Source organism: Polynucleobacter sp. AP-Ainpum-60-G11, from assembly GCF_018688375.1.
Classification (GTDB): Bacteria; Pseudomonadota; Gammaproteobacteria; order Burkholderiales; family Burkholderiaceae; genus Polynucleobacter.
This window is the reverse complement of record NZ_CP061318.1, coordinates 1,865,528-1,889,396: the sequence shown is the minus strand read 5'-3', so window position 1 is coordinate 1,889,396 and position 23,869 is coordinate 1,865,528. Positions and strand designations below refer to the sequence as shown.

Here is a 23,869-nt window from a genome sequence, read left to right as displayed (position 1 = left end):
CACATCATTTCGGAATTATTCCCATGGAAATAAAGGTTCACTTTCTCGATAAGTTTCGTCTTGAAGCCAAGTTCGATGACTTCACGGTGATTGCTGATCAGCCCATTCGCTATAAAGGCGATGGTTCAGCCCCAGGACCTTTTGATTATTTTTTAGCTTCATCGGCCTTGTGCGCAGCTTATTTTGTAAAGCTGTATTGCGATACACGCAATATCTCTACTGAGAATATTCGTCTTTCACAAAACAATATTGTTGATCCAGAAAACCGCTATCAACAGATTTTCAAAATTCAGGTTGAATTACCAGAAGATATTTCAGCCAATGATCGTCAGGGTATATTGCGCTCTATTGAACGCTGTACGGTAAAAAAAGTCGTACAAGCTGGCCCCGAGTTTGTTATTGAAGAAGTGAAGAACTTAGATGCTGATGCACAGACTTTGCTGACTTTAAAGCCCGCTTCGGATGCGAGTACGTATATTCCTGGTAAAGACTTGCCCTTAGAGCAAACTATTGAAAATATGACTAGTATGCTGGCTAACCTGGGGATAAAGATCGAAATCGCCTCATGGCGCAACCTGATTCCTCACGTATGGTCTTTGCATATTCGTGATGCACACTCGCCAATGTGTTTTACCAATGGCAAGGGCTCAAGCAAAGAAAGTGCCCTAGCCTCAGCTTTGGGTGAGTATATCGAGCGACTGAGCAATAATCATTTTTATGCTGGCGCATTCTGGGGTGAAGATATTGCCAATGCCAGCTTTGTGCATTATCCAAATGAGCGCTGGTTCAAGCCGGGCCCTAAAGATTCAATTCCTAAAGAAATTCTAGATGAGTATTGCCTAGAGATTTTTAACCCGGATGGGGAGCTGCGTGGCTCACATTTATTCGATACCAATTCAGGAAATATGGAGCGCGGTATTTGTTCCTTGCCCTATGTTCGCCAGTCAGATGGCGAGATTGTTTATTTCCCATCCAACTTGATAGAGAATTTGTATGTCAGCAATGGCATGAGTGCTGGCAACACGCTTGCTGAAGCTCAAGTGCAATGCCTCTCTGAAATTTTCGAGCGTGCAGTTAAACGTGAAATTATTGAGGGTGAAATTGCTTTACCGGATGTGCCACAGACAGTGCTCGCCAAATACCCCAGCATTTTGGCAGGTATTCAGAGTCTTGAGGAGCGGGGATTCCCGGTGTTGGTGAAGGATGCATCACTTGGTGGTGTTTATCCAGTGATGTGCGTTACTCTGATGAATCCACGAACAGGTGGAGTATTTGCATCATTTGGTGCTCACCCTAGCTTAGAGGTAGCGCTGGAGCGGAGCTTGACGGAGTTGCTTCAGGGCCGCAGTTTAGAGGGGCTGAATGATTTGCCCCCACCCACATTTGCAAGTGAGGCAGTGACCGAGCCAAATAATTTTGTTGAGCATTTTATTGATTCCAGCGGCATTGTTTCATGGCGATTCTTTAGCGCTAAATCAGATTACGAATTTGTTGAGTGGGATTTCTCTGGTGAAGGCGAAAACTCGAATGCTCAAGAATCCGCTACTTTATTTAATATTCTGGAATCCCTGGGTAAAGAAGCTTACGTTGCGGTGTACGACCAACTAGGTGCAATCGCATGTCGAATCTTGGTGCCAGGATATTCTGAGGTTTATCCAATCGAAGATTTAGTTTGGGATAACACTAATAAAGCACTATTGTTCCGTGCCGATATTTTGAATCTACCAAACTTGGACGATGCAAGCTTGGCTGCATTACTTGAGCGTTTAGAAAATAACGAGTTAGATGAGTACGGTGATATTGCTACATTGATTGGCATTGAGTTTGATGAGAACACGCCATGGGGTCGGCTAACAGTATTAGAGTTGAAGCTACTTATTCATCTCGCTTTAAAGCAATTTGAAGATGCCCATGAGCTTGTCGGTGCTTTTCTTCAATACAACGACAATACTGTCGAGCGTAAATTGTTTTATCAGGCATTAAACGCAGTGTTAGAGATTGTGCTGGATGACGGCTTGGAGTTGAATGACTTCATGGTCAATCTCCGCCGGATGTTTGGCAAGGACAGAATGGATGCCGTCATGGGTTCGATAGACGGTACAGTTCGCTTCTATGGCTTGACTCCCACAAGTATGAAATTAGAGGGCCTAGACCGACACCATCGTCTGCTTGATAGCTATAAAAAATTACATGCTTTTAGAGCTAAATTTGCAGTTAAGCCCAGCTAGAGAGAGGGCAGGGCAGGAATTTTGCTAAGGCTTGGCGACAGTTAGTCCAATTTTCGGGCTGGGATGGAGTTTCATTTATAATTCCAACTCTTGGCCTGGTAGCTCAGTCGGTAGAGCAGAGGATTGAAAATCCTTGTGTCGGTGGTTCGATTCCGCCCCGGGCCACCAAGAAATACCAAAACCACCTTCGGGTGGTTTTTTATTGCCCAAGAAGTATTCAATTAGTATTACAACCGTTATGAGCCCACTTCTTCAAAACTTTAAATTATTGGCAATCCTTACTCTTGGGTATGGCCTGTTCTATTTCACAAATAACTTATGTACAGATTTTCTGTATTTGACTCCCGGGGCACATTTAGTTCACTTGCCAAGTGGGGTCAAAATATTGATGACGCTAATTACCGGGCCCATCGGGGCATTGGCTATCTTTATTGTCTCTAATATTTGGGGGGTAATGTACCCATTCCCTGGACAATTTAGTCTAGTCTTTCTGTTATCCATTGGCAGCGCTGGGGTGCCTTGGCTTGTTTCCAAAATTTGTTCTGATAAGTTTCACTTAGATGGCGAGTTATCGAACTTAACTCTATCTTCATTATTTGCCATCTCTCTAGGTTATGCGGTTCTCAATAGCCTGGTTACGCAATCAATCATTTACTTGGCTGGTCAGTCCCAAGATTTGTGGAGCGGTGTTGGGGTGATGTTCCTAGGCGATGTAACTGGAATTTTGCTCATCATCTCTTTGGCGAAGTGGATTGCTAATTTGCGCAAGAGTAAACTCCGCCTATGAATAATTTATATATCCGTTTTTTAAATACGATTGATGCCTTGGGCAGAGCCAATCCTGGCCGAGCGCTTGATTTAACTGAAATCCAGTTGCTTGAATATGTATTGTTGGCAGCAGATAAAGGTCAAACCCTTTTAGTGGGCGATTTGATTCACTTAAGCCAGTTTGGATCTCAAGCAACCTTACACGGCAGAATTAAAAATCTTGCTGTTCTTGGCTATCTAAAGCTAGTTGCCGATAAGGCGGATGGGCGTAAAAAGTTTGTAGTACCAACAAAATTAGCCTACAAATATGTTCAATTCTTGTCGGACTGTATTGAGACAAGCCTAAGGAAGTCATAGGTATAGCCGGGTATCCTGAGTCTTGGTCGATTCCGCCCCGGGCCACCAAGATTCTATAAACCACCTTCGGGTGGTTTTTTCATTTACTACGGCCAAAAAATGGGCGAATAACGCTTGGTCGTAGAATGTATTCTCAATGCCAATTAAGTTTATTCAGCTTTTAACCAGCACCCAGCGTTCCCACAAAACCAATATTCAGTTGGGTGCTTATATGGCATTTGTAGCAGGAGCGGTAAATGCCGGTGGATTTCTGGCTATTGCCAGATATACATCCCATATGAGTGGAATTATTTCAGCAATTGGCGATGATCTGGCCCTGAATGACTTTATTTCCGTTTTAGGTGGGATCTCTCTCTTGCTCTCATTTCTATTTGGCGCAGCGACGACTGCCATTATTGTTAACTGGGGGCATAGAAGAAAAATTCATAGCGAGTTTGCTTTGCCTTTACTGGTTGAGGCCATCTTACTGTTGGTATTTGGTTTGGTTGGCGCTAACCTGAATCTGTATTTGCCCTTAACAGTTCCAGCTATTGCTCTCCTCTTATGTTTTGTAATGGGCCTTCAAAATGCAATTGTTACGAAGGCATCTAGGGCAGAGATTAGAACGACCCATATGACGGGTGTAATTACTGATATTGGAATTGAGCTAGGCAAATTAATTTATTGGAACAAGTCACAAGAGGCCAATGTGACTGGGTATGTAAAAGCTAATAGGGGGAAGTTAAAAACCCATTTATTCATTTTTGGAATGTTTTTAATTGGGGGGATCATTGGGGCAGTTAGCTTCAAGAAGGTTGGTTACATAGCAGTGCTGCCTTTATCGCTCTCACTTCTTTTGATAGCCGGCTTACAGATTTTTAGAGATATCAGAATTGCCTTGAAGATTCGGATGCCTTAGGCTCTGGCCAATCCTGCCCCGGGACGCCAAGAAATACCAAAACCATCTTCGGGTGGTTTTTTCATTGCCAGGATCTGTTATAAATCAGTGGAAATCACATGGATCTAATATGACAGAACAATCGCGCCGTAATTTCTTAAAAACCTCTACCGTTGGTGCCGTTGCTCTCACCACAACCGCTGGACCTGGGCTTGAATCTGCCTTCGCGCAGACAATGCCTCGAAAATCTAATATCGAATTAAAGGCAGATGAGATTTCTAAAAGACTATTTGCCGATGATGGTTTAGCAATTCCTATCGCAACAAAACCAACCGTTTCCAATTTGGCAAAAGGATTGGATCGAACTATGGTGCTTGGTGGTGGCGGTGAATACTACATCGCATGGTATTGCGGATTTTTTCATGGACTCATGGAGGCGGGCCTAGACATGACACGGCTTCCTGAAATGGTGGTTGGCACTTCCGCTGGTTCCTATATGGGCTCGTCATTGCTCTCCGGCGAGTTTGCCCGTTTGCGGGCAGAGTTTGATTTTTTTGGCAAGTTCCCAGAAATTTTTTCTAAGATGGCACCCGTGGCGACCCCCAATATTAGTCAAATGAGGGCTGATAAAGTGAATATGAGCGCTACCGATGGCAGTATTGAAACGCGCAGAATTATTGGCGCAGCCGCTTTAGCCGCTGATAATAAATTGAACAGCACTAACATCGAAAAATTGGCGGCACTATTAACGGGCGATAGCAAAAAAGATTGGCCAGCTAGCCGAATGCATACAACAGGGGTAGACTGCTACACGGGTGAGCGTATTGTCGTTAGTCAGAAAACTGCTAGAAAAAATAATATTCCCTTGGCGCATGGTGCGGCAGCAAGTAGCTCTTTGCCCGGGGTTGCCGGGCCAACATTATTGGGTCAGCGTTATGTCATGGATGGGGGCATTTGCTCTAATCCAGCACATGTGGATTTGGTGGCCGGCTCAAAAAGAGCTTTGATCATTACATTAACTAATGGTGTTGCTGGAGCGATTCTCACAACAATTCCGCACCCTATTAGTCAAAATATTAAGGATGTAGAAGCAACTGGCACAAAAGTAAAGTGGATTGTTGCTGGCACTCCTCCGGGCGTAAATTTGTTAGATCCAAAGCAGATCGAAGGCGCATTGCGAACTGGATATGATCGAGCAAAAGCAGAGGCATTAAAAATTAAAGAATTTTGGGCATGATATTGAGCATTCTCAGCTCTAGTCGATTCCGCCCCGGCCACCAAGAAATACCAGAATCACCTTCGGGTGATTTTTTTCTGATTAATATCTACGAATTGTCCTGGGAGCCCTAAATGCTAATAGTTGCCTCAATCATTACCGCTGTTTTAACCATCATCTTTGTAAAGCTCTCCTTTGCTGTTATTGGTCTCAGAAGAAAGAATCAGGTTGGCCTAGGAAGTGGTGGCCATGAAGACTTGGAGAGAGCTATCCGCGCTCAAGGCAACTTTGCTGAATACGTTCCTTTCGGAATTATCTTAATTGCCTGTCTTGAGTTAAATGGAGCGCCTTGGTGGTTGGTTGCTATTCCCGGAATTACGCTAATTATTGGGCGCCTGATTCATGCTGTTGGTATTAATGTGCCACCCCCGGATTTTAGTAAACGCGTACTGGGAATGAAATTTACATTTGTAACGCTAATTTCATTGGCTTTGTTAAACCTGGGTTGGTTGCTGTACAAGTTAGTCTGATAGCGTTAGGCACCCCAGTTTTCTGAAGCCAGCCAAAGTAGTCTCGAATAAGGCTTGGAGTTATGGGATTTGCTATCAATTGTTAATCCACTAACGGAGATGACATGAGTCAATCCTCCCGCCGCCCTCAAGGGGTACTAAATCATCTTCGGACAGTTTTTATTTTGGCGTCTTGGATTTGGCCTTGGCTTTGGCTTCTTTAATCATGAGGTTGCGAAACACAATAAAGGCATCATTTGAGTCTATTGCTATAACGGATTGTTTATCAATTTCTCCATTGGCAATTCGATAGGTGATTACCCAGTGATTGCCTAAGTCTGTAGGTTCAATTGATAGCACATCAAATTTCTTCATTGTTCTATTGTCGCTGAATTGATGTAGGGCGATACTTTTGCTCTAGTTGATTCCGCATAGATGACGCCAAGAAGCCAAAAGCTGCCTACGGTTAGTTATGTATTTGATAGACTGTGCTTACTTATTTGAGGGGGCAATATGTCTGCCGTTCGAAATATTCGAATGCTCGTTCGCTATAACAAGTGGGCAAATAATATGCTTTTGGATGCGATTGCTCAATTGCCATCTAATGAGGTAACTAAACAGCGTGCCGCGGCATTCGGGGGAATGTCCTTTGCCTTGGCTCACATAGTGATTGTTGATCAAATATGGCAAGCGCATTTACTTGGACAAGATCATGGATTTAAGTCTCGTACCACCGAGTTGCCTGATTCACTGAGTTTACTCAGTGAAAAATTAAAAGAAACAGGCGATTGGTATATCCAATATGCTGACTCTATGACCGAGTTATTGCTAAATGAAATGGTTCAATTTTCTTTTGTGGATGGTGGCGCTGGAGAAATGACAAGGGGCGATATCTTGATGCATATCTGCAATCACAAAGCATTTCATCGTGGCCACATTGGAGATATGTTTTATCAGTCCGGCTATAGGCCGCCATCAATCGATCTGCCAGTGTATTTGCGTGATGGCTTCAAGGAGGTAGGCCTGACTCAAAACATTGTTTTAAACGACAATATAAAAACAAATTAATACCAAGGAGACCCCATGTATAAGCTTATTGCCTTTGATGCTTACGGAACATTATTTGATGTCTATTCAATGGGAGAGTTGGCAGAAGAATTGTTTCCAGGGCATGGTCAAGCCTTCGCCTTAATGTGGCGTGACCGCCAAATTGAGTACACCCGCCTGGTTACCATGAGTGATCCAAGTCCTGGTGGCAGCAAGTACTACCTTCCTTTTTGGGAGCTCACTCTGCGCTCATTACGTTATGTATGTAAGCGCATGAACTTAAATTTGACTCCTGACTACGAGAAGAGATTGATGGACCAGTATGCCAAGCTTACTGGTTTTAAAGATAGCTTGAGTGTTCTCGAGACAATAAAAAATAAAGGAATATCTACCGCAATTTTGTCCAATGGTAGTAGAGAAATGCTGGCAACTGTAGTGGAGAGCAATGGATTAACGGCTTACTTAGACCGCGTAGTGACGGTGGAGGATATTCGTCTATTTAAGACAGTTCCCCAGGCCTATGAGCTTCTATTAAAAACATTTCCGGTCGCGAAGGGAGAAGTTTTATTTGTTTCAAGCAATGCTTGGGATGCGTTAGCGGCAAAGTGGTTTGGCTTCGATGTATTTTGGGTAAATCGTCTTGGACATCCATACGAAGAGATTGGTGAGAAGCCAAACTATGAAGGTAATTCCTTGAGTGCGGTGTTGGAGGTCATTTAGTTGGATTGCCCATATTTCTATTTTGGGTTTAGTGTTTATATGTGACCGTGTTGTTGATTGGGAATCAATATGAAAAAACTTTTTTATCTTTCTTTTATAACTTTGTTTGCGTTATTACTGAGTGCTTGCCTTGCAAGCACTTCATCGCCGGTCGGGGTTAATTGTGATTACAGCCAAGAAAAGCCTTTATGGGAAATGCCGCTTGCTTGTCAGGGTAAGTAATTCGCCATAATTAATTTGTTGATATTTTTCATTAAAAGTTAGGGGTAAAAACAGCTGTTTTGGGCATCAACATGTGGAGGTCTATGAATCCCAGCATTAAAGAAGCAATCGAAAAATGTGCCCATCAATCGCATGTCGGCGAACTTACCTTTCCAGAAGTCTTGGAGCGCTTGCTTGGAGTAGGAGTTGAATCCTACCTTGCCGACTATCGAGACCAGTCAAGCACCTACTATCTTTCTAATAATGAAGCGCTGCGTATTTCTATGGAGATGCCCCAGGTAGATATTGCAGAATCGTTTAATGAAGAGGGTGTGATTTTGGCAATCCGTGGTGCGCAGAGTGATCAGCTGAGATATCTCGAGTTTTTGAGGCTAACAATGGCTGCTGGTTGCATGGGGTATATGGTTTGGATAGCTGGCAGGCATGTCAGTTATTTCGGGAGGCGTGGCGAAGTGCATATTGAGCATTTTCCGCCAGGGTAGAGGGTGCGAATGCTTGGGCTTTCGGGTTAATCAGAATGGATTTAGGCCGCATCTAAGGCTAGTATTGAAAAGCATTCCCCAGTTTCATTCAGAGCAATTCCAGCGTTAGCCCCGAGATAACTAGATGAGTCAGTCCCAATTAATTTCTATAAGCTATATCAGCAAAGCAACACAGGATATGGGCGTCTTGGCATTGATGCGTCTTACAGACCAAGCCGCACAATTGAATCAAAAGCTAGGCCTATCGGGTGTGCTTTTTTATGAGAATCAACATTTTGGCCAAATATTAGAGGGCCCTCGCGCAGAGGCTATAAAAATCTGGGAAAAAATTCAGCGGGACCCACGCCACCACCAAGTGCGCCTGTTGAAGATGGAAGAAATTGCAGAAAGAAGTTTTCCCGCCTGGTCAATGCGCTTCTTCTTAGCAAAAGAAATTATTGCAAAGATGCCAAACCTCACTGGCGTCTTGGATGGCCTACCGGAGCATGATGTTGAGCTCCTAAGGCTAATGCGTTCAGCGGCAGAGTAAACGTCATATCCATCAGCCGAGTTGCCACACATCAGTAGGCTGCATTAATGCATCTACACTACGGGCATGAAGCGGCTCCCCTACTTTCTTCTCATTAGCTTATTTGGTATTGCCTTTGCGCAAGAGGCATCGAATACTTATGACTTAAGGGTTGCCGTCACGCGTGCCGGTGACCGCTTCCAAGTAAATGCAAGCTATGAGGTGCCGATTACTGTATGCGAAGCTTTTACATTTATTACTGACTATGAGGGTGCTAAAAGTTTGCCCGGTATAGTGGATTCAAAAGTGATTTCTAGATCGGGAAATAAAGTGAAGGTTGCGCGCTTGCTCGAAGAGAAAATTCTCTTTATTCCTTTTGAGATGCGCTCTGAGTTGGAGTACACGGAAATCCCCAATAAAACTTTGCTCTTTGAGCAGATAAGTGGGGAAACTAAGCATTACAAAGGGAGCTGGCGACTCGTACCCGAAAAAGATTTCACAATATTTAAATACGATGCACAAGTTGAGCCAAACTCTCTAGTGCCATCAGCAGTAATTGAGTTTTTTATCAAAAATATTGTGCGCCGACAGTTTGAATCAATGGCAGAGCTGGCGGCACTTAAGAGGTCAACTTCGACAAAGGCGTGTAGATAGCTTATTGAATTTTTAGGCTAAGATTAAAACTATGACCAATCTCAATCAATTACCAACCGATCTCCCGATTCCTCAGGATGATGGGGCCGCTGACCATTTAGTGGGTATGCACTTGCCCGCCATTTCCTTAGCCACGACTACCGCTAGCCGCTTCAATCTTGGCGAGAGTAAAGGCCGCTTAGTGATTTACTGCTATCCCATGACGGGCCAGCCTAATGTTGCACTACCAGAAGGTTGGGATCAGATACCGGGCGCAAGAGGGTGCACTCCACAAAGCTGTTCCTTTAGAGACCACTATCAAGAGCTGCGCGCGTTGGGTGCGGAGGTAGTGGGCTTGAGTGTGCAATCTACGGAATACCAACAAGAGATGGCAGATCGCTTGCACCTGCCATTTCCGGTGTTGAGCGACGTGGATTATCAGCTTCAGCAAGCTTTGCGCTTGCCAACTTTTGTTGCTGCTGGAATGACTCTATTAAAACGCGTCACTCTCATTGTGAATAATGGTGTGATCGAGGCTGTGCATTACCCGATTTTTCCAAGCGATAGTGATCCAGCTTGGGTGATGAACTATCTAAAAAATAATCCTGCCTAAGTTAAGGCAAATTGTATTTAGCCCAGGTAAACAAGACGTTCCCGACGTTTTGTCCACCAGGTACATAAGCAGTTTGAATACTTAGATCTTTGTAGCTGATCGAGGCAATAGGGAGTAGGCCTGGAAAGGGGGTGTAGTTCATGATGTCTTGGCGAGACATGATGAAAGCGGTCGCTCCAACACCATACTTCCAGTCAGGACTATCGCCAATGTTCCACATAGGTATCCATCCGTAGCCCACCATGTATTGATAAATTCCATGTGAGTCTTTGAAGGTCATTCCATAAATGCCCTCCCAATTGCCACTCTCATTCATCAGACCCCTGCCGAATCCAATGCCCATTGGATATTCGGTGTATTGGTTGATCTTGTCTTGAGAGTACGCATAAGGCATGTGATAGGTGTAGAGGGGAATATAGAGCTCATTGCCGCCTTTATCCCAAATAGACTCAAGGTATGTAGTTGTGGTCTGAAGCCAATCGGAGAGGTTTTCAGCGCGCAATGCAGCAAATGGCATACAAAGCAGTAAAAGGGCAATAAATCTACGGTACATAACTAATAATTTCTGAACTGGGCGAAGCAAAGTACCTCTTTCGCGATGCTGAATACTATTTTTTGTAACAAGCTACTCGGGCTGACGAGATTATATGTTGCTTTGCAGCAATATTTGCTTGCTAAGCCCAAAATAAGCTATTAATATGGTGCAGTGCAACAAATAACCCTTTAAAGGAAATATCATGTTCAAAAATCAATTTGCAGAAAATCAAGCTAAATCCGTAGAAAGCGCCCGCGCATTGGGTCAAACCGCCCTTGAGAATGCTCAAGAATTGGCAGAGATCAACTACCAGGCCGCACAACAAGCGGTAGCAAATGCGCAAGCTAAAGCCGCCGAGCTATTGAAGGGCAAAGATGCCAAAGCGGCATTAGATCTGCTGCAAAGCCCAGAAGTGCAAGAGGCAGTTGCTGAAGTTGCCGCTTATCAGAAAAAAGTAGCTGCAGTGCTGCGTCGCGGCAACCAAGAATTAGTTGAGGCTGTTGAGGCTGCTATTGATCAATCACAGGATGACCTCAAGAGCTTTGTAGCTACCGCTACTTCAAAGGCGCCTGCAGGTACAGAGGCATATGTAAGTGCATTTACATCTGCGTTCAATACAGCAATGCAAAACTTTGACCAAGTACGCTCAACAACTCAAGATGCCTTTGCAAACTTTGAGAAAAGTGTTGAAACTGCAATGAAGACTGCAGAGGGTCAATTTGGCCAGGCTCCTAAAGCAGCAAAAAGCCGCGCCAAGTAATTGGTAGATAATAGCTAAACAGAAAGCCCCGTGTAAGCGGGGTTTTTTGATGGTGATACTTCAAAAAAGTTTGAGAAAATAGCAAGATAGCTGTTAGAAATGCTTGAAGAGGCGCTTTTAATTTTCGAGGAAATCGTATGAATCGCATTATGTTGTTGGGAAAAATTCACAGAGCAACCGTTACGGAGGCGGATTTGCATTACGAAGGCTCTTGTGGAATCGATGAAGACTTACTCGATGCTGCTGATATGCGCGAGTTTGAAAAGATCGAGCTCTACAACATTAATAACGGCGAGCGTTTCTCAACTTACATCATTAAGGCAAAGCGTGGCTCCGGAATCATTTCTCTAAATGGCGCTGCTGCACGTAAAGCACATGTTGGCGACCATCTAATTATTTGTACATATGGACAGGTTAGCAACGATGCAGTTGCAAAGCATGTGCCTAAGATCGTATTGTTGGGTGAAGGCAATACCATTAAAGAAATTAAAAAGGTCAATTAAATTCTAGGCATTCCTGGGGTTAGGTATTAGCCAGGATTACAAAAGTAACATCTCAAGATATACTAGCGCTAAGCAGGAGAGTGAGGCCATAGGCCTCCACCGAAGGCGCAAACTCCCATGAACGCTCAGGTACCCAATAGGAAGGTACTGCTTATCCTAAACTGCCGTCTGGAGAGCCACCATATTAATGGTGCACCGAAGGAGCAAGCACTAAGTTAGGTCTTAGTGTGAATCTCTCAGGTATCAAGGACAGGGGGAGCGGCAAGCGAGTGACGCATTGAATTGCGCACGCGCAAGTTAGGAGCCCTGTATGAATATCACCCCAAGCTAGTTCAGTAAGAAAGCGTAACTAATTTCCCGCACTGGGACCTTTAAAAACTTACTGAATCAGGCAAACAATATGAGCAATATCTACACTAAAGAAGCCCCGTACCATCCAGGCTATGAAGACGCATCGTTTAAAAATGAAGTATCAAAAGGCGTTTCGGAGTTAAGCGAACTCAGACGTGTGAATTCACGTTATCTCAAATTTGCAGAGGCGATTGTGGATTACTGCAAGTCAAGTCATGTCTCAACCAAGAAAGTCACTAAGGCCTGAAGAGGGCTATGTTGAGCGTATTAAAAATTAAAAGCCACCTTCGGGTGGTTTTTTATATTTAATTCTTGATAAGATCATTTATCTCAATTAATTCTGAATACGCCATGAGACTTGCTCGCTCTATCGCCATATTATTAACAAGCCTATTTGTTCTTGGTGCTTGCTCAAAAGAGGAGCAATCCAATGCAATTAAAGTTGCCGTATCTCCGGCGGTACCGCCTATGCTGTTTGAAAAGGATGGCAAATATACGGGCATAGACTTGGAGATATTTGAGGGCTACTGTCAGTCCCGAGGCTGTACATTCAAAATGACTGCCTATGATTGGCTCGGCATGCTGGGCGCTGTGACTAGTGGACAGGCTGATGTCGCATTTTCCGGAATCTCTATTACTGATAAACGCAAAGAGGTAATGGATTTTTCTAAGCCCTATTTCACTAGTACTTGGGAATTGATTGGTTTAAAAAACCGCCATATCAAAATCACCGACTTAGCCCAACTAAAAAAATACACAATTGCCTATCCAACCGGAAGCGTATTTGATGATTATGTAAAAACAGTATTGCAGCCAAATGGCCATTACTCCGTAGATCAAGTTAAGCTTTATCCATCGCCTACAGAAGCTCTCATTGCTTTGCAAAATGGTAATGTGGACTTAGTATTTGTGGATAGTGCCATGCTCGTCAATTACCAAAAATCCTTGAATCTTCCAGTAAGTAGCAGCTACCAGGTAGTTGGCTTTGATAGCCTAGGCTTTGCCTTCAAAAAAGGCTCGAAATTGCGCGATGACTTTAATTTGTACCTTTCGGAGCTGGGCCCAGAAAATTTAAAAGCGATTATTAATCGCTGGACACAATAAATTGAAGTCATTTACGTATATTGGGTTAAAGTGCTCCTTGAGCCGATTATTTCAATAATTCATAAGGAAAAATATGTCCCATCATGACAAGTTAATTGCTGCTTTTGAAACATACCAATCAGAGAATGAAAAGTTCCACGGAAAAGGAATTAAAGCCTCCGCTGCCAGAGCTCGTAAGGCATTGCAAGAGATTGCTGGTTCTTGCAAAGAGCGTCGTAAAGAAATTACCGCTGAAAAAGAAGCGCTTGAAGGCAAGCCAAAAGGTGAAGGCATGTCACAAGATGCTGCTCGTCACGCGCATATCAGAAAGTAATCTCTTTCTGATAAGGCAAAAGTCACCTGCGGGTGACTTTTTTACTTAGAGGTCAACGTTCTCTAGTGCGGGATCTTCAAGATGGCGGATATCAGCCCATTGCCCCACTGACCATCCATCACCTTGGCTATGGGAGATCCAATTTAATGATGCATTGGGTACGGATGCGACTCTTTCAGCGCCAAGCGATTGCTTACTCGCTATGCGATACATCATATCGAGCGTGCCACCATGACTCACTACCAAAATAGTTTTACCGGCATGCCGCATCTGAATATTGTCTAGCGCCTTTTGTACGCGTGATGAAAATTGCTGAATACTTTCGCCACCCTCAAGATCATGATCTAAATCGCGAGCAATGTGAGCCTGCCAAATATCAGGACGCTGTAGTGGCGCCTCGCTAATTGAAAACCCTTGGAGCGCACCAAAATGCCGCTCTCGTAAAGCGCTGTCTACTTGTGCTTCAACTCCAAATAATTCAACAACAGCCTGTGCAGTGTCAGCTGCCCTTTTTAGATCGCTGGTATACAAGAAGTCAAAGGCAAGATTAATATTTTTAAGTGCCTGTGCCATTTGGCGCGCTTGCAACATACCCTTAGCGTTAAGAGGAATATCGGTGTGTCCTTGCAAGCGCCTTTCAGCATTCCAAGCGGTTTCCCCATGGCGAATGAGGCAGAGTTTCGTTGTAGTCATGTTGCAATATTAAATTGAATTATTTTTTATAGTCCAGGCGCGAGGATTGTGCTCAAAGCCAAGATGCTCGTAATAAGTGTTTGCTTTTGGGGCTGCAAGCAGTACCACCATGCAGTTAGACTCTAGGCGACTTTTGGTTTCTTCAATGAGACGCTTGCCTATTCCTTGCCGTTGATATTGTTCATCTACAGCAAGGTCAGCCAAATAAGCCACATAAGCAAAGTCTGTCAGGCTACGACTGATTCCAACTAGCTTTTCACCATCCCATGCAGAAATAGTAAGGTTTGCATTAGCAAGCATCGCTGCAAACGTGGTGATGCTATTGATTGGGCGTCTCTCCCCAAGAGTAGAGCGGGTATAAAGATCGATCGCCTGTTCTGGGCTAATACTGGCGTGCTCGGAGTAGGTGATCATTGTTCATGACCGATCGAATAGGTCAGCAAGTCGCCACCGCTCAGAGTTCCAGATGTGAGTGCCTCAGCCCTAAGCCCACCTCGACCTTCAAATGCATTCATAAAATCAGGCCGCTTTAGCAAATTAGCAGGTCGCTGGCAGGGCTCACATAATTCAGTGCCCTTAAATGCAAGATTTCCTAAATAGAAAGTCTTTCCAACCAAGGAATTGAGTTCCTCCGCTGAAATGCCGCTGATCACTAGATTTCTGCGAGTTTCGCTTTCGTCAAAAGACGCTTGCTGTTTTGTCTTTAGTTGCTGATTGGCATATTCCAAGCCCGCTAGTGCAATGAGGGAAATATGTCGTATCTTGGGTTTAGTTTTGGAGAATGCACCTATACCAAGCGCGTAGCGGTCTCCCATAATTCCTTCGCCAGCAATGATATTGGCTTGCATCAGTGGCGCCATTGATTCACCTGCACGAGTTGCAATATAAATCGAATGAATTTTGGGGGATGCCTTCATGATGAGAGCATATTACAAAAGAAAAAGCCCCGGTAATTTCGGGGCTTAGTGCTTAGGCTGCGACGGTCTTAGCGGCAGGCGCTGGGAGCGGAGGGCGCTTATTAAGAGCCCTCTGAATCTTAGCCTTCTCCTTAGGCTTAGTGCTGGCTTCTAGTAATTTACTGAGTTGAGTAACGGTAAGTGGGCCCAATTTAGCTTTGCCAGTTTTACTAACCATGGGATCGTTTTTTCTATTTCTTTGATTTTGGCCAACAGCCATATTTTTTCCTAGAGTCTTGGAATGATGAACCTCTGAGCTTGCTCAGCAGACTCCCCTATATAGGGCGCGGAATAGTGATCACAAATCAGAATAACAGTTAAGTGGTTCTGGCGCTATGATTGATAGATCCTCATCAACTCTATTTTGAATCGAGATGAATATTCCCAATCTTATTTTTTCCGCAATCATGGGTGGACTCATGTCATTGAGCATTACTTTAGCAACGACATTGGTGCGCCTAGGTCTTGCGCCGGATTTCTTTTGGGTTTGGTTGGAGGTGTGGTCGGTTGCCTATCCAGTGGCGATTATTTGTATTTTGATTTACCGACCATTTGCTAGCAAACTCACTGCAAAAATAGTGGGCCAGTTAAAGCTATAAGTAGGCTCATGTATTCACTGACTAAAAGGATTTATATGGCGCGCTTTAGATTTATTGTGTTGTTGTGGGCCTTTGGTTTGAGTGCTTGCGCAGCGGTTTACACCGATGCATCAGATTCAAATCACGTCACCTTTTTAAATAGCGATGGGGAATCTATTACATCCTTAACATCAAAGGCAAATGCGTATTGCGCGCAATACGGTAAGACTGCCTCTTTTAGGAAGAGTGATACTCAGTTAGTAGCAGTATTTGATTGCAGCTGGCCACAATCAGGGTCGCGCTAAATTTAGCCGGCGAGATCTGATTGATAGATCAGCCCCGCATGTTCTCTTAGTGCATGGAATTGAATAGATTCCCAACGCTGTTGAGCAACATCTAATTCAGATTTGTGGCTAGCTAAAAATACGGAAGCACCCACAACATCCTCCGCCATGCGGTGAATATTTTCTTGTATAAATTTCTTGAGTGCCACGGGATCATCTGAGCTGACCCAGCGAGCCAAGTTATAGCGCGCTGGTAATAAGCGTACTTCGGCACCATATTCAGTTTGCAGTCGATGACTCACTACTTCAAACTGCAGCTGTCCAAATGCGCCGAGTAACATCGTGCCACCAGTCATGGGGCGGAAAACTTGAATTGCGCCCTCTTCGCCAAGCTGCATTAAACCTGTACGCAATTGTTTAGAGCGTAATGGATCAGCAGACTCGACCATGCGGAAAATTTCTGGGGCAAAAAACGGCAAGCCCGTGAATTGCAGTTGCTCGCCTTCAGTGAGCGTATCGCCCAAGCGAAGCAGGCCGTGGTTTGGTAAGCCAATAATGTCGCCAGGGAATGCTTCATCCAAAATATCACGGCGCTGTGACAAGAAGGACAGCGCATTGTTGGTACGCACCTCTTTGCCATTGCGGCAAATCTTCAGCTTCATACCGCGCTGGAAATGCCCAGAGCAAATGCGCAAGAATGCAACACGATCTCGATGTGCCGGATCCATGTTGGCTTGAATCTTAAATACCACAGCGGAAAATTTATTCTCGGCAGGGCTGACTTCACGTTGTAAAGCTTTGCGTGAGCCTGGTGATGGTGCGAGCTCAACTAAAGTATTGAGAATTTCACGTACGCCAAAGTTATTAATGGCGGAGCCAAAGAATACTGGCGACTGACGACCAGCTAAAAAGGCTTCTCTGTCAAAAGCAGGCATCGCATTTTTAATCAGATCGACTTCAGCAAGCGCATTTTCAAGATCAGTGCCTAGGCGTTCTTTTAGCGCGGGATCATTGATATCAACAATTGCATGAGAATCTTCAGTTACACGATCTTCGCCTGCTTTGAACATGCGCATCTGAGAATTCGCAATATCAATCACACCGGCAAATGATTTGCCCATTCCTACTGGCCAGGTAAAAGGAACCACTTCAATACCGAGCGCAGTTTCAATTTCGTCCATCAACTCCATGGGCGGTTTCACTTCGCGATCCATTTTGTTGATGAAGGTGACGATTGGCGTGTTGCGTGCACGACAGACTTCCAGCAATCGGAGCGTCTGTGACTCAACACCATTTGCAGCATCAATCACCATGAGTGCAGAGTCAACAGCAGTCAATACGCGATAGGTATCTTCGGAGAAGTCTTGGTGGCCCGGGGTATCGAGAAGATTAATAATGCAATTACGATATTCCATCTGCATTACCGAGCTCGCAACCGAAATTCCGCGCTGTTTCTCAATCTCCATCCAGTCAGAGGTCGCATGCCGACTTGCTTTACGAGCTTTGACGCTGCCTGCAATCTGAATGGCCCCTGCATATAGCAAGAGTTTTTCAGTAAGTGTGGTCTTACCCGCATCTGGGTGAGAGATGATGGCAAAGCTGCGGCGTCTTAAAACTTCTGCACCGGGAGTACTGGAGGTGATGGTATCGATGGTAATTCTGCGCTTAATCTAATTGACAGAATTATAAGCGGGTGGAGCTACTTAGAATTGCTCTTCAGGCCTCACAAAGCGCCATTTCCCGGGGGGCAGCGCGCCAAGAGAAATTCTACCCATGCGAACGCGCTTGAGACCTAAAACTCTCAAGCCAACCATTTCGCACATGCGACGAATTTGACGTTTGCGACCCTCTCGCAACACAAAGCGAAGTTGGTCTTCGTTCTGCCAGCTCACCTGGGCTGGCTTCAAAACGACGCCATCGAGTTCCAGGCCATGCTTTAGTCTGTCTAGGTCTTCAAAAGAAAGGGCGCCTTCAACTCGAACTAAATACTCTTTTTCAATGGGGCTGTTTTCGCCGATGAGGAGTTTTGCAATCCGCCCGTCTTGGGTTAGCACCAGCATCCCAGTAGAATCAATATCAAGGCGACCGGCAGGCGCTAAGCCGCGGGTATTAAAGCGCGGGTTACGGCCCTTATCAAGTGGGCTGGCAAAGTAATTGTCTGGAGTAATGAGTGAGGCGGCAGGTTGATACTCTTGCTCGTCATCATAGTGGGAGATAAAGCCTACTGGCTTATTGAGAATGACTGTAATCCGAGATGCTTGCTGTGCTTTGGCGCCAGACTGTAATTCAATCTTCTGGTGTCGAAAGGCACGGGAGCCTAGCTCATTGACCACTTCACCATCAACGGTTACCAAGCCTTGTTCAATATAAGAGTCAGCCTCGCGACGAGAGCATAGACCTAGCTCAGAGAGCAGCTTGGATACGCGTATTTTTTCTTCCATGAATGCATTATCGGGCAATTGCCCCAGTAAATACTAGGTTCTGACAATATGCACGCTGCAAGAGGCCTCTTCAACAATTTTGGTCATCGAGGTTCGCCATGGCGTCACTTTATTGGGAAGCTTGTGAGATGCGCCAATTAAGATCAGCGAGGCATCATTGTCTTTGGCAAAGTCCACAATGCGGCTGGCTGGATCAAGCGCTTCTAGCACATGATACGAAATCCGCTCTGGCGGCAGCTTCAATGGTTTAGCCCATTCCATGAGCTGCACGAGATGACCGCGCACAATACCGCTGGCGGTTTCGCTTTCTTGATTACCTTCAAAAGTAGGGGTGCTTGCAATAGTGCTGAGACATACAAGTCGACTTTCGGGATAGGCTTGTAATAAATTCTTTGCGGTGGTTTGCATACGCTCACGTAAGTCTTCATCTGATTGGCGCGTATCGATCGCTGCAATCATTAATGGCGCATCATAATTTCCAACGCTAGGGCGTGGGCTTGGGGATGGTTCGTAACCTGCTGCACGGAACATGCGCTTGAGGTTCTCCCAGAAACTAAGCGGATCCACTCGGTCAGCGCGCTCAGTGAGGGTGACGCTTTCATGATCACGCAGGACTTGACGCAGACGGGTCGCGCTTTGATAGCGATCTGCTGCGCGTGGTTCTAGGCAGCGTAAAACAATTTCTTGTAGCCAGCGCGGAATTTCTTTACGAATAGCACGCGGAGGAAACGCCTGTGCCCACATTCTTTTTCGTAGACCACTCATTGACTGCGGATTGCCAAAGGGAAGTTCCCCCGTTAGCAGCTCATACATAATGACGCCGATAGAAAAAATATCACTGCGATAGTCAGAGCGAATTCCAGTTACTTGTTCTGGAGAGATGTATGGCGCCGAGCCAATTCCTTTGCGCATTTCTTCTGCGAGTAAGTCAGGGAAGCGTGCGTGATGCGATAAGCCAAAATCAATTAAGGTGAGCTTGCCTTTATCGTCAATTAGAATATTTTCTGGCTTGATGTCTAAATGAATTGCATCTTGCGCATGAAGCGACTGTACCGCTTGCGCCAAGTCAGCGCCAATCTTCACTACCTCATCAATCGTAAAAACTTTACCTTCTTTGATAAAGTCCTCAAGTGGCCGTCCCTCAACACGTTCCATTGCAATATAAGGGCGCGTCGCCATATTGCCTGAGCCAAGATACTTAGGAACATAAGGACTCTTAAGGGAGCGCAGAATTGTCAGCTCGGTCTCAAAGCCAATGAGACTTTCAACGGGTTGGTCGCGGCCCACCCGCGGAATCTTCAGAAGAATAGGAACATCGATACCTTCTTTGGTTGCGGAGTATAGGCTGGCCATGCCGCCGCGATGAACTTCTGTTCCCAAAACAAATCCATCAACTACTTTGCCTTCTTGGAAAATTTCATCGACTGCTTCAATATCAGTATTAATCAACATAAGAAAATTATTTGCCTGTGATGAGGCGGTTGGCGAGATCTTCTGGCAATCCAGCGCGACGCACTTTGTCTGCCGCTGTAAATTGATCGTAAGGAGTGCGATGAAAAGTGAGCACTTCTAACTCTGGTTCAAAAACTGCAAAGCAAGCTTCTGGGTTGCCATCTCGTGGCTGGCCAAGTGAACCCACAACCGCTACCCATTGGCGATGATGCATTACTGGAACCTCATCACCGGGATGCGGCGTAAACCGAATAAGCTTGCCAACAGCGCTTTGATAGAAAAGTGCTTGCTCATGAGCATGGCCAACAAAGGTATATGTCTTGCCTGAGCTTTGTACGCAACGCCACGCACTCATACTGTCAGTGATGTAATTCCAGTCTGCGGGATTATGGGCTGATGCGTGTACAAAGCACAAGGCATCCTCTTGAACCATTAATGGTAAGTCTTTGAGGAACTGAATTTGAGAGGAGTTGAGCTGGCTCTTAGTCCATTCAATTGCAGCATTAGCGCTTGCATTCATTTGATGGCGATGATCTTCAAATACCGCTTGATCATGATTGCCTAAGATTGCGATTGCTTTTTTATCGGCAACCATTTCTGCAATGCGATCAATGAGTGCTCCAGGATCTGCGTTGTAACCAACCAAGTCCCCTAAAAAAACCATGCGGGTCACGCCTAACTCTTTAGCCTTTTCCATGCAGGCATCAAAAGCTTCTAAGTTGCTATGTAGATCGGCAAATAGCCCAATACGTTCAGTCATCCTTTAATGATAGGACAAAAGCGCCACCAGAAGAAGGGCTAATAGGGACTTGCTTCGTTAAATGGCCTATTTTTAAAGCGTTTATGTACCCAATAGTACTCAGCTGGTCTGAGTCTGATTTCTTGTTCAAAAATTTGGTTTAGACGTGCAGTATCTGCTTCAGGATTCTCAGTTGGAAAATTCTCAAGTGGCTTGCTGATAGTGCAAACATAGCCAGCCTCATTCTTTTTAAGGGTCGTGATCATCATGCAAACCTGCGCCCCTGTGATTTTGGCAAGTCGTGATACAGCCGTAATCGTATTGGTTTGAATATTAAAGAAGGGGACGAAGGCAGAGTCCTTGAGGCCCAAATCAATATCAGGTGCAATGATGATGAAACTCCCCTTACGGATTTCTCGAATAAGTTCAAGGGAGTTACCTTGGCGATCAATTGAGTTTCCACCAAAGCGATTGCGCCATTCAATAATTTTTTTATTGAAAAAGGGGCTTTTCATGCGCTGGAAAAAACCAGAAGTGCGTGGCCAGCCTTTATCGTGAGCGAGGGCACTCAAAATAATGCTTCCTTCAATGCCAATAAAATGCATATTCACTAGGATGCGCGGCTGTCTGTCACTGAGATCAACCTCTGATTTAACCTCGATCATGTCGTTAAGCTGTTTTTTGCTTCCGAGCCAAATAATGCTTTTTTCTACTAAGCTTCGACCTAGCAGCCTCCAATGTTCTTTTCTAAGCGCATCAATTTCTTTTGAGTTCAGCTCAGGAAAACACAGCTCTAAATTTTTTTGAACCACGCGATTACGAGCGCTGGGAATATGCGCTGCCAAATAGCCCAAGCCGTAGCCAAATGAGACTAAGGTCTTGTAGGGAAGCAATACTAGGAATTGAAGGAGCGCTACCCCAGAATAGCTTGAAAAGTTTTTAAACAAAATTCAATTTATTCGACGTTATATCGAGACAAGGAGGTGGCGTAGCGTACATGCATCTCTTCATCGGAGCTGATGGACATGCCCAAATCATTTACCAAACCTGTCTCAAGGCGATAAGCCCACCCATGCACTGTAAGGTCTTGTCCTCTGGACCATGCATCTTGAACGATGGTGGTTTCACAAACATTGACAACTTGTTCAATCACATTCAGCTCGCATAAACGGTCTTGGCGCTTGGGGGTTGGAATAGTATCGCCAAGGTAGCGCTCATGTTTTTGGTGCACATCTTTGACGTGGCGTAACCAGTTGTCAGCCAAGCCTACGCGCCTATCTGTCATTGCTGTGTGTACGCCGGAACAGCCATAGTGACCAACAACCAAAATATGCTTGACCTTTAAGAGGTCAATAGCAAACTGAATCACGGATAAGCAGTTCAAATCTGTGTGAACTACTACATTGGCAACATTGCGATGAACAAATAATTCACCTGGAAGCAGGTTAACGATTTCATTTGCAGGGACACGGCTATCTGAACAGCCAATCCAAAGATATTCTGGTGCCTGTTGGGAAACTAAGCGCTTAAAGAAATTAGCATCTTTAGCGATCATGGCTTCTGCCCATTCGCGATTATTGGCAAAAAGCTGGTCTAAGGCGTTGGAGTTCTTCATAATCATGATTTGAGTTTAAAGTACTTTAATGATGCCTATTTGGTTAAAGCAAACCCCCACTGGCATTGTTCTTAATTTACATTGCCAGCCAGGCGCAAAACTAACCAAGGTGGTTGGCTTGCATGACGGCTGTCTCAAGATATCTCTGCAGGCTCCTGCCCTTGAAAATAGAGCAAATGAGATGCTGCTATCCTGGCTTTCTAAGCAGCTAAGGGTGCCACAAAAACAAATTCAGCTTTTGTCAGGGCAAAGTAGCCGCATTAAGCGGGTAGAAATCTGGGGCTCAATCACCCCAGAGCAAGTTATTGAGATCCTAAGCCCTTAAGTTCTTAGAGCCTACCAAAATATTGCCCACAGAATCCCTAAAATGAGAACCCATTTGCCGATGTAGTAAACAGTGCGATGTGTTGCTTTAAGTTTTTTGGCCTGCGCTCTTAAGTGGTAGAAATATTTAAAGAGGATATTTACAAACCCAACCTGCTCACCCTCAACATTTTGGGAGGAGGCGGCACTCATGACGTAACGCCCAAACCAGCGATTGAGTAATTGCACCAATTTGGTGTGAACTGGCCGCTCAACATCGCAAAATAAAACAATGCGCTGTTGATCTGTTTCATTGGCTGCATAGTGAATATAGGTTTCATCAAACATCACCGGTTCGCCATCTTTCCAGAAATAGCGCTCCCCATCCACGTCAATAAAACACTTGGGATCGTTGGGAGTAACAAGGCCAATGTGATATCGCAGCGAGCCTGCATAGGGGTCTCTGTGGCGCACCAGTGTGGCTCCTGGGGGGAGTGAGGCAAACATCGCAGCCTTCACTGACGGGATTGATTTCAGGAGTGCAACAGTTTTAGGGCAATTGAGTTGTGCCGAAGGCATTTCTTTGCCATACCAGTAGAGGTGAAAGCGTTTCCAGCCTGTTCGAAAAAAAGAGTTGAAGCCAATGTCGTTATATCCCGTGGCAGCTGCGATAGCGCCATCAGCATTCAAAGCCAGGGCTTCATCTCGGATGATCTGCCAATGATCTTGAAGTGGTTTCATCTCCGGAAAATCTGCAACTGGAATGAATGCCCCAGCCTTAGTTTTTGAGAATAAGTAAAGCAGGCTATTAATTGGTGCCAAAAGCACTTGATAGTCTGTCAAGGATCGCACTACGCCAAATCGGACTTTGCCCCTGTAATAGACATAAACTGCAGAGACAACAAAGACTAAAAAGACGGCGTGACGTAGTTCCATGGGATTTACCGATTAGCGTTAATACTGACATTTTAATTTGTATGGGGCAGATTTCACCCCTATTTTTATTATGAATATGCTCAAATGTTGATTGGAGTCAAAACTGACTGCGGTGAATGCTCCCAA

33 protein-coding genes, 1 tRNA gene and 2 riboswitches are annotated in these 23,869 nt (G+C 44.9%); of the genes, 21 read left to right on the top strand and 13 right to left on the bottom strand.

Annotated elements, in window-relative coordinates; all coding sequences use genetic code 11:
• Positions 1 to 23 precede the first annotated feature (23 nt).
• The 7 genes from FD971_RS09810 (at position 24) to FD971_RS09780 (ending at position 5,976) form a co-directional block, all read left to right on the top strand.
• Positions 24 to 2,228, top strand: coding sequence for an OsmC domain/YcaO domain-containing protein (locus FD971_RS09810; protein WP_215334111.1), 2,205 nt, complete (start codon positions 24 to 26; stop codon positions 2,226 to 2,228).
• Between the two features lie 92 nt (positions 2,229 to 2,320).
• Positions 2,321 to 2,396: transfer RNA gene (locus FD971_RS09805), tRNA-Phe, on the top strand.
• A gap of 220 nt (positions 2,397 to 2,616) precedes the next feature.
• Entirely contained in the window at positions 2,617 to 3,015 is a 399-nt protein-coding gene (locus FD971_RS09800; RefSeq protein WP_215334110.1) for a hypothetical protein, read from the top strand.
• Positions 3,012 to 3,353: a hypothetical protein gene (locus FD971_RS09795; protein ID WP_215334109.1), complete on the top strand. Its 342-nt coding sequence runs from the start codon at positions 3,012 to 3,014 to the stop codon at positions 3,351 to 3,353. Before FD971_RS09800 ends, FD971_RS09795 begins: the two co-directional genes overlap by 4 nt.
• Positions 3,354 to 3,489: 136 nt before the next feature.
• A complete protein-coding gene (locus FD971_RS09790) occupies positions 3,490 to 4,251 on the top strand; it encodes a YoaK family protein (RefSeq protein ID WP_215334108.1) in 762 nt (253 codons plus the stop codon).
• A gap of 109 nt (positions 4,252 to 4,360) precedes the next feature.
• Entirely contained in the window at positions 4,361 to 5,467 is a 1,107-nt protein-coding gene (locus FD971_RS09785; protein WP_215335357.1) for a patatin-like phospholipase family protein, read from the top strand.
• 113 nt (positions 5,468 to 5,580) lie between these two features.
• Positions 5,581 to 5,976: an MAPEG family protein gene (locus FD971_RS09780; RefSeq protein ID WP_215334107.1), complete on the top strand. Its 396-nt coding sequence runs from the start codon at positions 5,581 to 5,583 to the stop codon at positions 5,974 to 5,976.
• A gap of 159 nt (positions 5,977 to 6,135) precedes the next feature.
• Here the strand turns inward: FD971_RS09780 and FD971_RS09775 are convergent, their stop codons facing one another.
• On the bottom strand, positions 6,136 to 6,330 hold the full coding sequence (locus FD971_RS09775; protein WP_215334106.1) for a hypothetical protein: 195 nt from the start codon (positions 6,328 to 6,330) through the stop codon (positions 6,136 to 6,138).
• Between the two features lie 138 nt (positions 6,331 to 6,468).
• Between FD971_RS09775 and FD971_RS09770 the strand changes: the two genes are divergently transcribed.
• The 6 genes from FD971_RS09770 (at position 6,469) to FD971_RS09745 (ending at position 10,180) form a co-directional block, all read left to right on the top strand.
• Positions 6,469 to 7,023, top strand: a complete 555-nt coding sequence (locus tag FD971_RS09770) for a DinB family protein (protein WP_215334105.1) — start codon at positions 6,469 to 6,471, stop codon at positions 7,021 to 7,023.
• Between the two features lie 15 nt (positions 7,024 to 7,038).
• On the top strand, positions 7,039 to 7,722 hold the full coding sequence (locus FD971_RS09765) for a haloacid dehalogenase type II (protein ID WP_215334104.1): 684 nt from the start codon (positions 7,039 to 7,041) through the stop codon (positions 7,720 to 7,722).
• 305 nt (positions 7,723 to 8,027) lie between these two features.
• A complete protein-coding gene (locus tag FD971_RS09760) occupies positions 8,028 to 8,426 on the top strand; it encodes a DUF1398 family protein (RefSeq protein WP_215334103.1) in 399 nt (132 codons plus the stop codon).
• A gap of 124 nt (positions 8,427 to 8,550) precedes the next feature.
• The gene (locus FD971_RS09755; RefSeq protein ID WP_215334102.1) at positions 8,551 to 8,955 is read left to right on the top strand and encodes a BLUF domain-containing protein; all 405 of its coding nucleotides are present in this window, start codon (positions 8,551 to 8,553) and stop codon (positions 8,953 to 8,955) included.
• Between the two features lie 66 nt (positions 8,956 to 9,021).
• Positions 9,022 to 9,588: an SRPBCC family protein gene (locus tag FD971_RS09750; RefSeq protein ID WP_215334101.1), complete on the top strand. Its 567-nt coding sequence runs from the start codon at positions 9,022 to 9,024 to the stop codon at positions 9,586 to 9,588.
• A 31-nt stretch (positions 9,589 to 9,619) separates the two neighbouring features.
• Complete coding sequence (locus FD971_RS09745; protein WP_215334100.1) at positions 9,620 to 10,180, top strand: peroxiredoxin; 561 nt, start codon at positions 9,620 to 9,622, stop codon at positions 10,178 to 10,180.
• A 1-nt stretch (position 10,181) separates the two neighbouring features.
• Here FD971_RS09745 and pagP read toward each other — a convergent pair whose 3' ends face one another.
• Positions 10,182 to 10,733 carry a lipid IV(A) palmitoyltransferase PagP gene (gene pagP, locus FD971_RS09740; protein WP_215334099.1) on the bottom strand — a complete coding sequence of 184 codons (552 nt, stop codon included), beginning with the start codon at positions 10,731 to 10,733 and terminating at the stop codon, positions 10,182 to 10,184.
• Between the two features lie 184 nt (positions 10,734 to 10,917).
• On the opposite strand from pagP, the gene FD971_RS09735 reads away from it, so the two are divergent.
• The 5 genes from FD971_RS09735 (at position 10,918) to FD971_RS09715 (ending at position 13,746) form a co-directional block, all read left to right on the top strand.
• Positions 10,918 to 11,475, top strand: a complete 558-nt coding sequence (locus tag FD971_RS09735; protein WP_215334098.1) for a phasin family protein — start codon at positions 10,918 to 10,920, stop codon at positions 11,473 to 11,475.
• Positions 11,476 to 11,612: 137 nt separating this feature from the next.
• Positions 11,613 to 11,978, top strand: coding sequence for an aspartate 1-decarboxylase (panD, locus tag FD971_RS09730; protein ID WP_215302241.1), 366 nt, complete (start codon positions 11,613 to 11,615; stop codon positions 11,976 to 11,978).
• A gap of 63 nt (positions 11,979 to 12,041) precedes the next feature.
• Positions 12,042 to 12,134: riboswitch (glycine riboswitch) on the top strand.
• Between the two features lie 2 nt (positions 12,135 to 12,136).
• Positions 12,137 to 12,241, top strand: a riboswitch (glycine riboswitch).
• Positions 12,242 to 12,378: 137 nt separating this feature from the next.
• A complete protein-coding gene (locus FD971_RS09725) occupies positions 12,379 to 12,576 on the top strand; it encodes a hypothetical protein (RefSeq protein WP_215334097.1) in 198 nt (65 codons plus the stop codon).
• 104 nt (positions 12,577 to 12,680) lie between these two features.
• Positions 12,681 to 13,433: a transporter substrate-binding domain-containing protein gene (locus tag FD971_RS09720; protein ID WP_215334096.1), complete on the top strand. Its 753-nt coding sequence runs from the start codon at positions 12,681 to 12,683 to the stop codon at positions 13,431 to 13,433.
• Between the two features lie 73 nt (positions 13,434 to 13,506).
• Entirely contained in the window at positions 13,507 to 13,746 is a 240-nt protein-coding gene (locus tag FD971_RS09715; protein ID WP_015422196.1) for a hypothetical protein, read from the top strand.
• Between the two features lie 45 nt (positions 13,747 to 13,791).
• On the opposite strand, the gene FD971_RS09710 is transcribed toward FD971_RS09715, so the two are convergent.
• From FD971_RS09710 to FD971_RS09695, 4 genes are read right to left on the bottom strand one after another with little or no spacing between them, the layout of a single operon-like run.
• Entirely contained in the window at positions 13,792 to 14,439 is a 648-nt protein-coding gene (locus FD971_RS09710) for a histidine phosphatase family protein (RefSeq protein ID WP_215334095.1), read from the bottom strand.
• 9 nt (positions 14,440 to 14,448) lie between these two features.
• Positions 14,449 to 14,853: a GNAT family N-acetyltransferase gene (locus FD971_RS09705; RefSeq protein ID WP_215334094.1), complete on the bottom strand. Its 405-nt coding sequence runs from the start codon at positions 14,851 to 14,853 to the stop codon at positions 14,449 to 14,451.
• The gene (locus FD971_RS09700; RefSeq protein ID WP_251368629.1) at positions 14,850 to 15,356 is read right to left on the bottom strand and encodes an MOSC domain-containing protein; all 507 of its coding nucleotides are present in this window, start codon (positions 15,354 to 15,356) and stop codon (positions 14,850 to 14,852) included. The genes FD971_RS09705 and FD971_RS09700 overlap by 4 nt, the downstream gene beginning before the upstream one ends.
• A gap of 52 nt (positions 15,357 to 15,408) precedes the next feature.
• Positions 15,409 to 15,615, bottom strand: a complete 207-nt coding sequence (locus FD971_RS09695) for a hypothetical protein (protein WP_215334093.1) — start codon at positions 15,613 to 15,615, stop codon at positions 15,409 to 15,411.
• 154 nt (positions 15,616 to 15,769) lie between these two features.
• Between FD971_RS09695 and FD971_RS09690 the strand changes: the two genes are divergently transcribed.
• Both FD971_RS09690 and FD971_RS09685 read left to right on the top strand, forming a co-directional pair.
• Entirely contained in the window at positions 15,770 to 15,994 is a 225-nt protein-coding gene (locus tag FD971_RS09690) for a DUF2798 domain-containing protein (protein ID WP_215334092.1), read from the top strand.
• A gap of 35 nt (positions 15,995 to 16,029) precedes the next feature.
• Positions 16,030 to 16,278, top strand: coding sequence for a hypothetical protein (locus FD971_RS09685; protein ID WP_215334091.1), 249 nt, complete (start codon positions 16,030 to 16,032; stop codon positions 16,276 to 16,278).
• Between the two features lie 2 nt (positions 16,279 to 16,280).
• On the opposite strand, the gene FD971_RS09680 is transcribed toward FD971_RS09685, so the two are convergent.
• The 6 genes from FD971_RS09680 to can are packed head-to-tail and all read right to left on the bottom strand — an operon-like array spanning position 16,281 to position 22,510.
• Entirely contained in the window at positions 16,281 to 17,900 is a 1,620-nt protein-coding gene (locus FD971_RS09680; RefSeq protein ID WP_371743082.1) for a peptide chain release factor 3, read from the bottom strand.
• 60 nt (positions 17,901 to 17,960) lie between these two features.
• Positions 17,961 to 18,698 (bottom strand): pseudouridine synthase, encoded by a 738-nt coding sequence (locus FD971_RS09675; protein WP_215334090.1) that lies wholly within the window; start codon positions 18,696 to 18,698, stop codon positions 17,961 to 17,963.
• A gap of 33 nt (positions 18,699 to 18,731) precedes the next feature.
• Positions 18,732 to 20,150, bottom strand: a complete 1,419-nt coding sequence (locus tag FD971_RS09670) for a serine/threonine-protein kinase (protein ID WP_215334089.1) — start codon at positions 20,148 to 20,150, stop codon at positions 18,732 to 18,734.
• A gap of 7 nt (positions 20,151 to 20,157) precedes the next feature.
• The gene (locus FD971_RS09665) at positions 20,158 to 20,910 is read right to left on the bottom strand and encodes a metallophosphoesterase (RefSeq protein ID WP_215334088.1); all 753 of its coding nucleotides are present in this window, start codon (positions 20,908 to 20,910) and stop codon (positions 20,158 to 20,160) included.
• Between the two features lie 38 nt (positions 20,911 to 20,948).
• A complete protein-coding gene (locus tag FD971_RS09660; protein ID WP_215334087.1) occupies positions 20,949 to 21,836 on the bottom strand; it encodes a lipid A biosynthesis acyltransferase in 888 nt (295 codons plus the stop codon).
• Positions 21,837 to 21,844: 8 nt separating this feature from the next.
• A complete protein-coding gene (can, locus tag FD971_RS09655) occupies positions 21,845 to 22,510 on the bottom strand; it encodes a carbonate dehydratase (protein ID WP_215334086.1) in 666 nt (221 codons plus the stop codon).
• A 22-nt stretch (positions 22,511 to 22,532) separates the two neighbouring features.
• On the opposite strand from can, the gene FD971_RS09650 reads away from it, so the two are divergent.
• The gene (locus FD971_RS09650; protein WP_215334085.1) at positions 22,533 to 22,829 is read left to right on the top strand and encodes a DUF167 domain-containing protein; all 297 of its coding nucleotides are present in this window, start codon (positions 22,533 to 22,535) and stop codon (positions 22,827 to 22,829) included.
• Positions 22,830 to 22,840: 11 nt separating this feature from the next.
• Here FD971_RS09650 and FD971_RS09645 read toward each other — a convergent pair whose 3' ends face one another.
• Positions 22,841 to 23,743, bottom strand: a complete 903-nt coding sequence (locus FD971_RS09645; RefSeq protein WP_215334084.1) for an aspartyl/asparaginyl beta-hydroxylase domain-containing protein — start codon at positions 23,741 to 23,743, stop codon at positions 22,841 to 22,843.
• Positions 23,744 to 23,869: the final 126 nt, after the last annotated feature.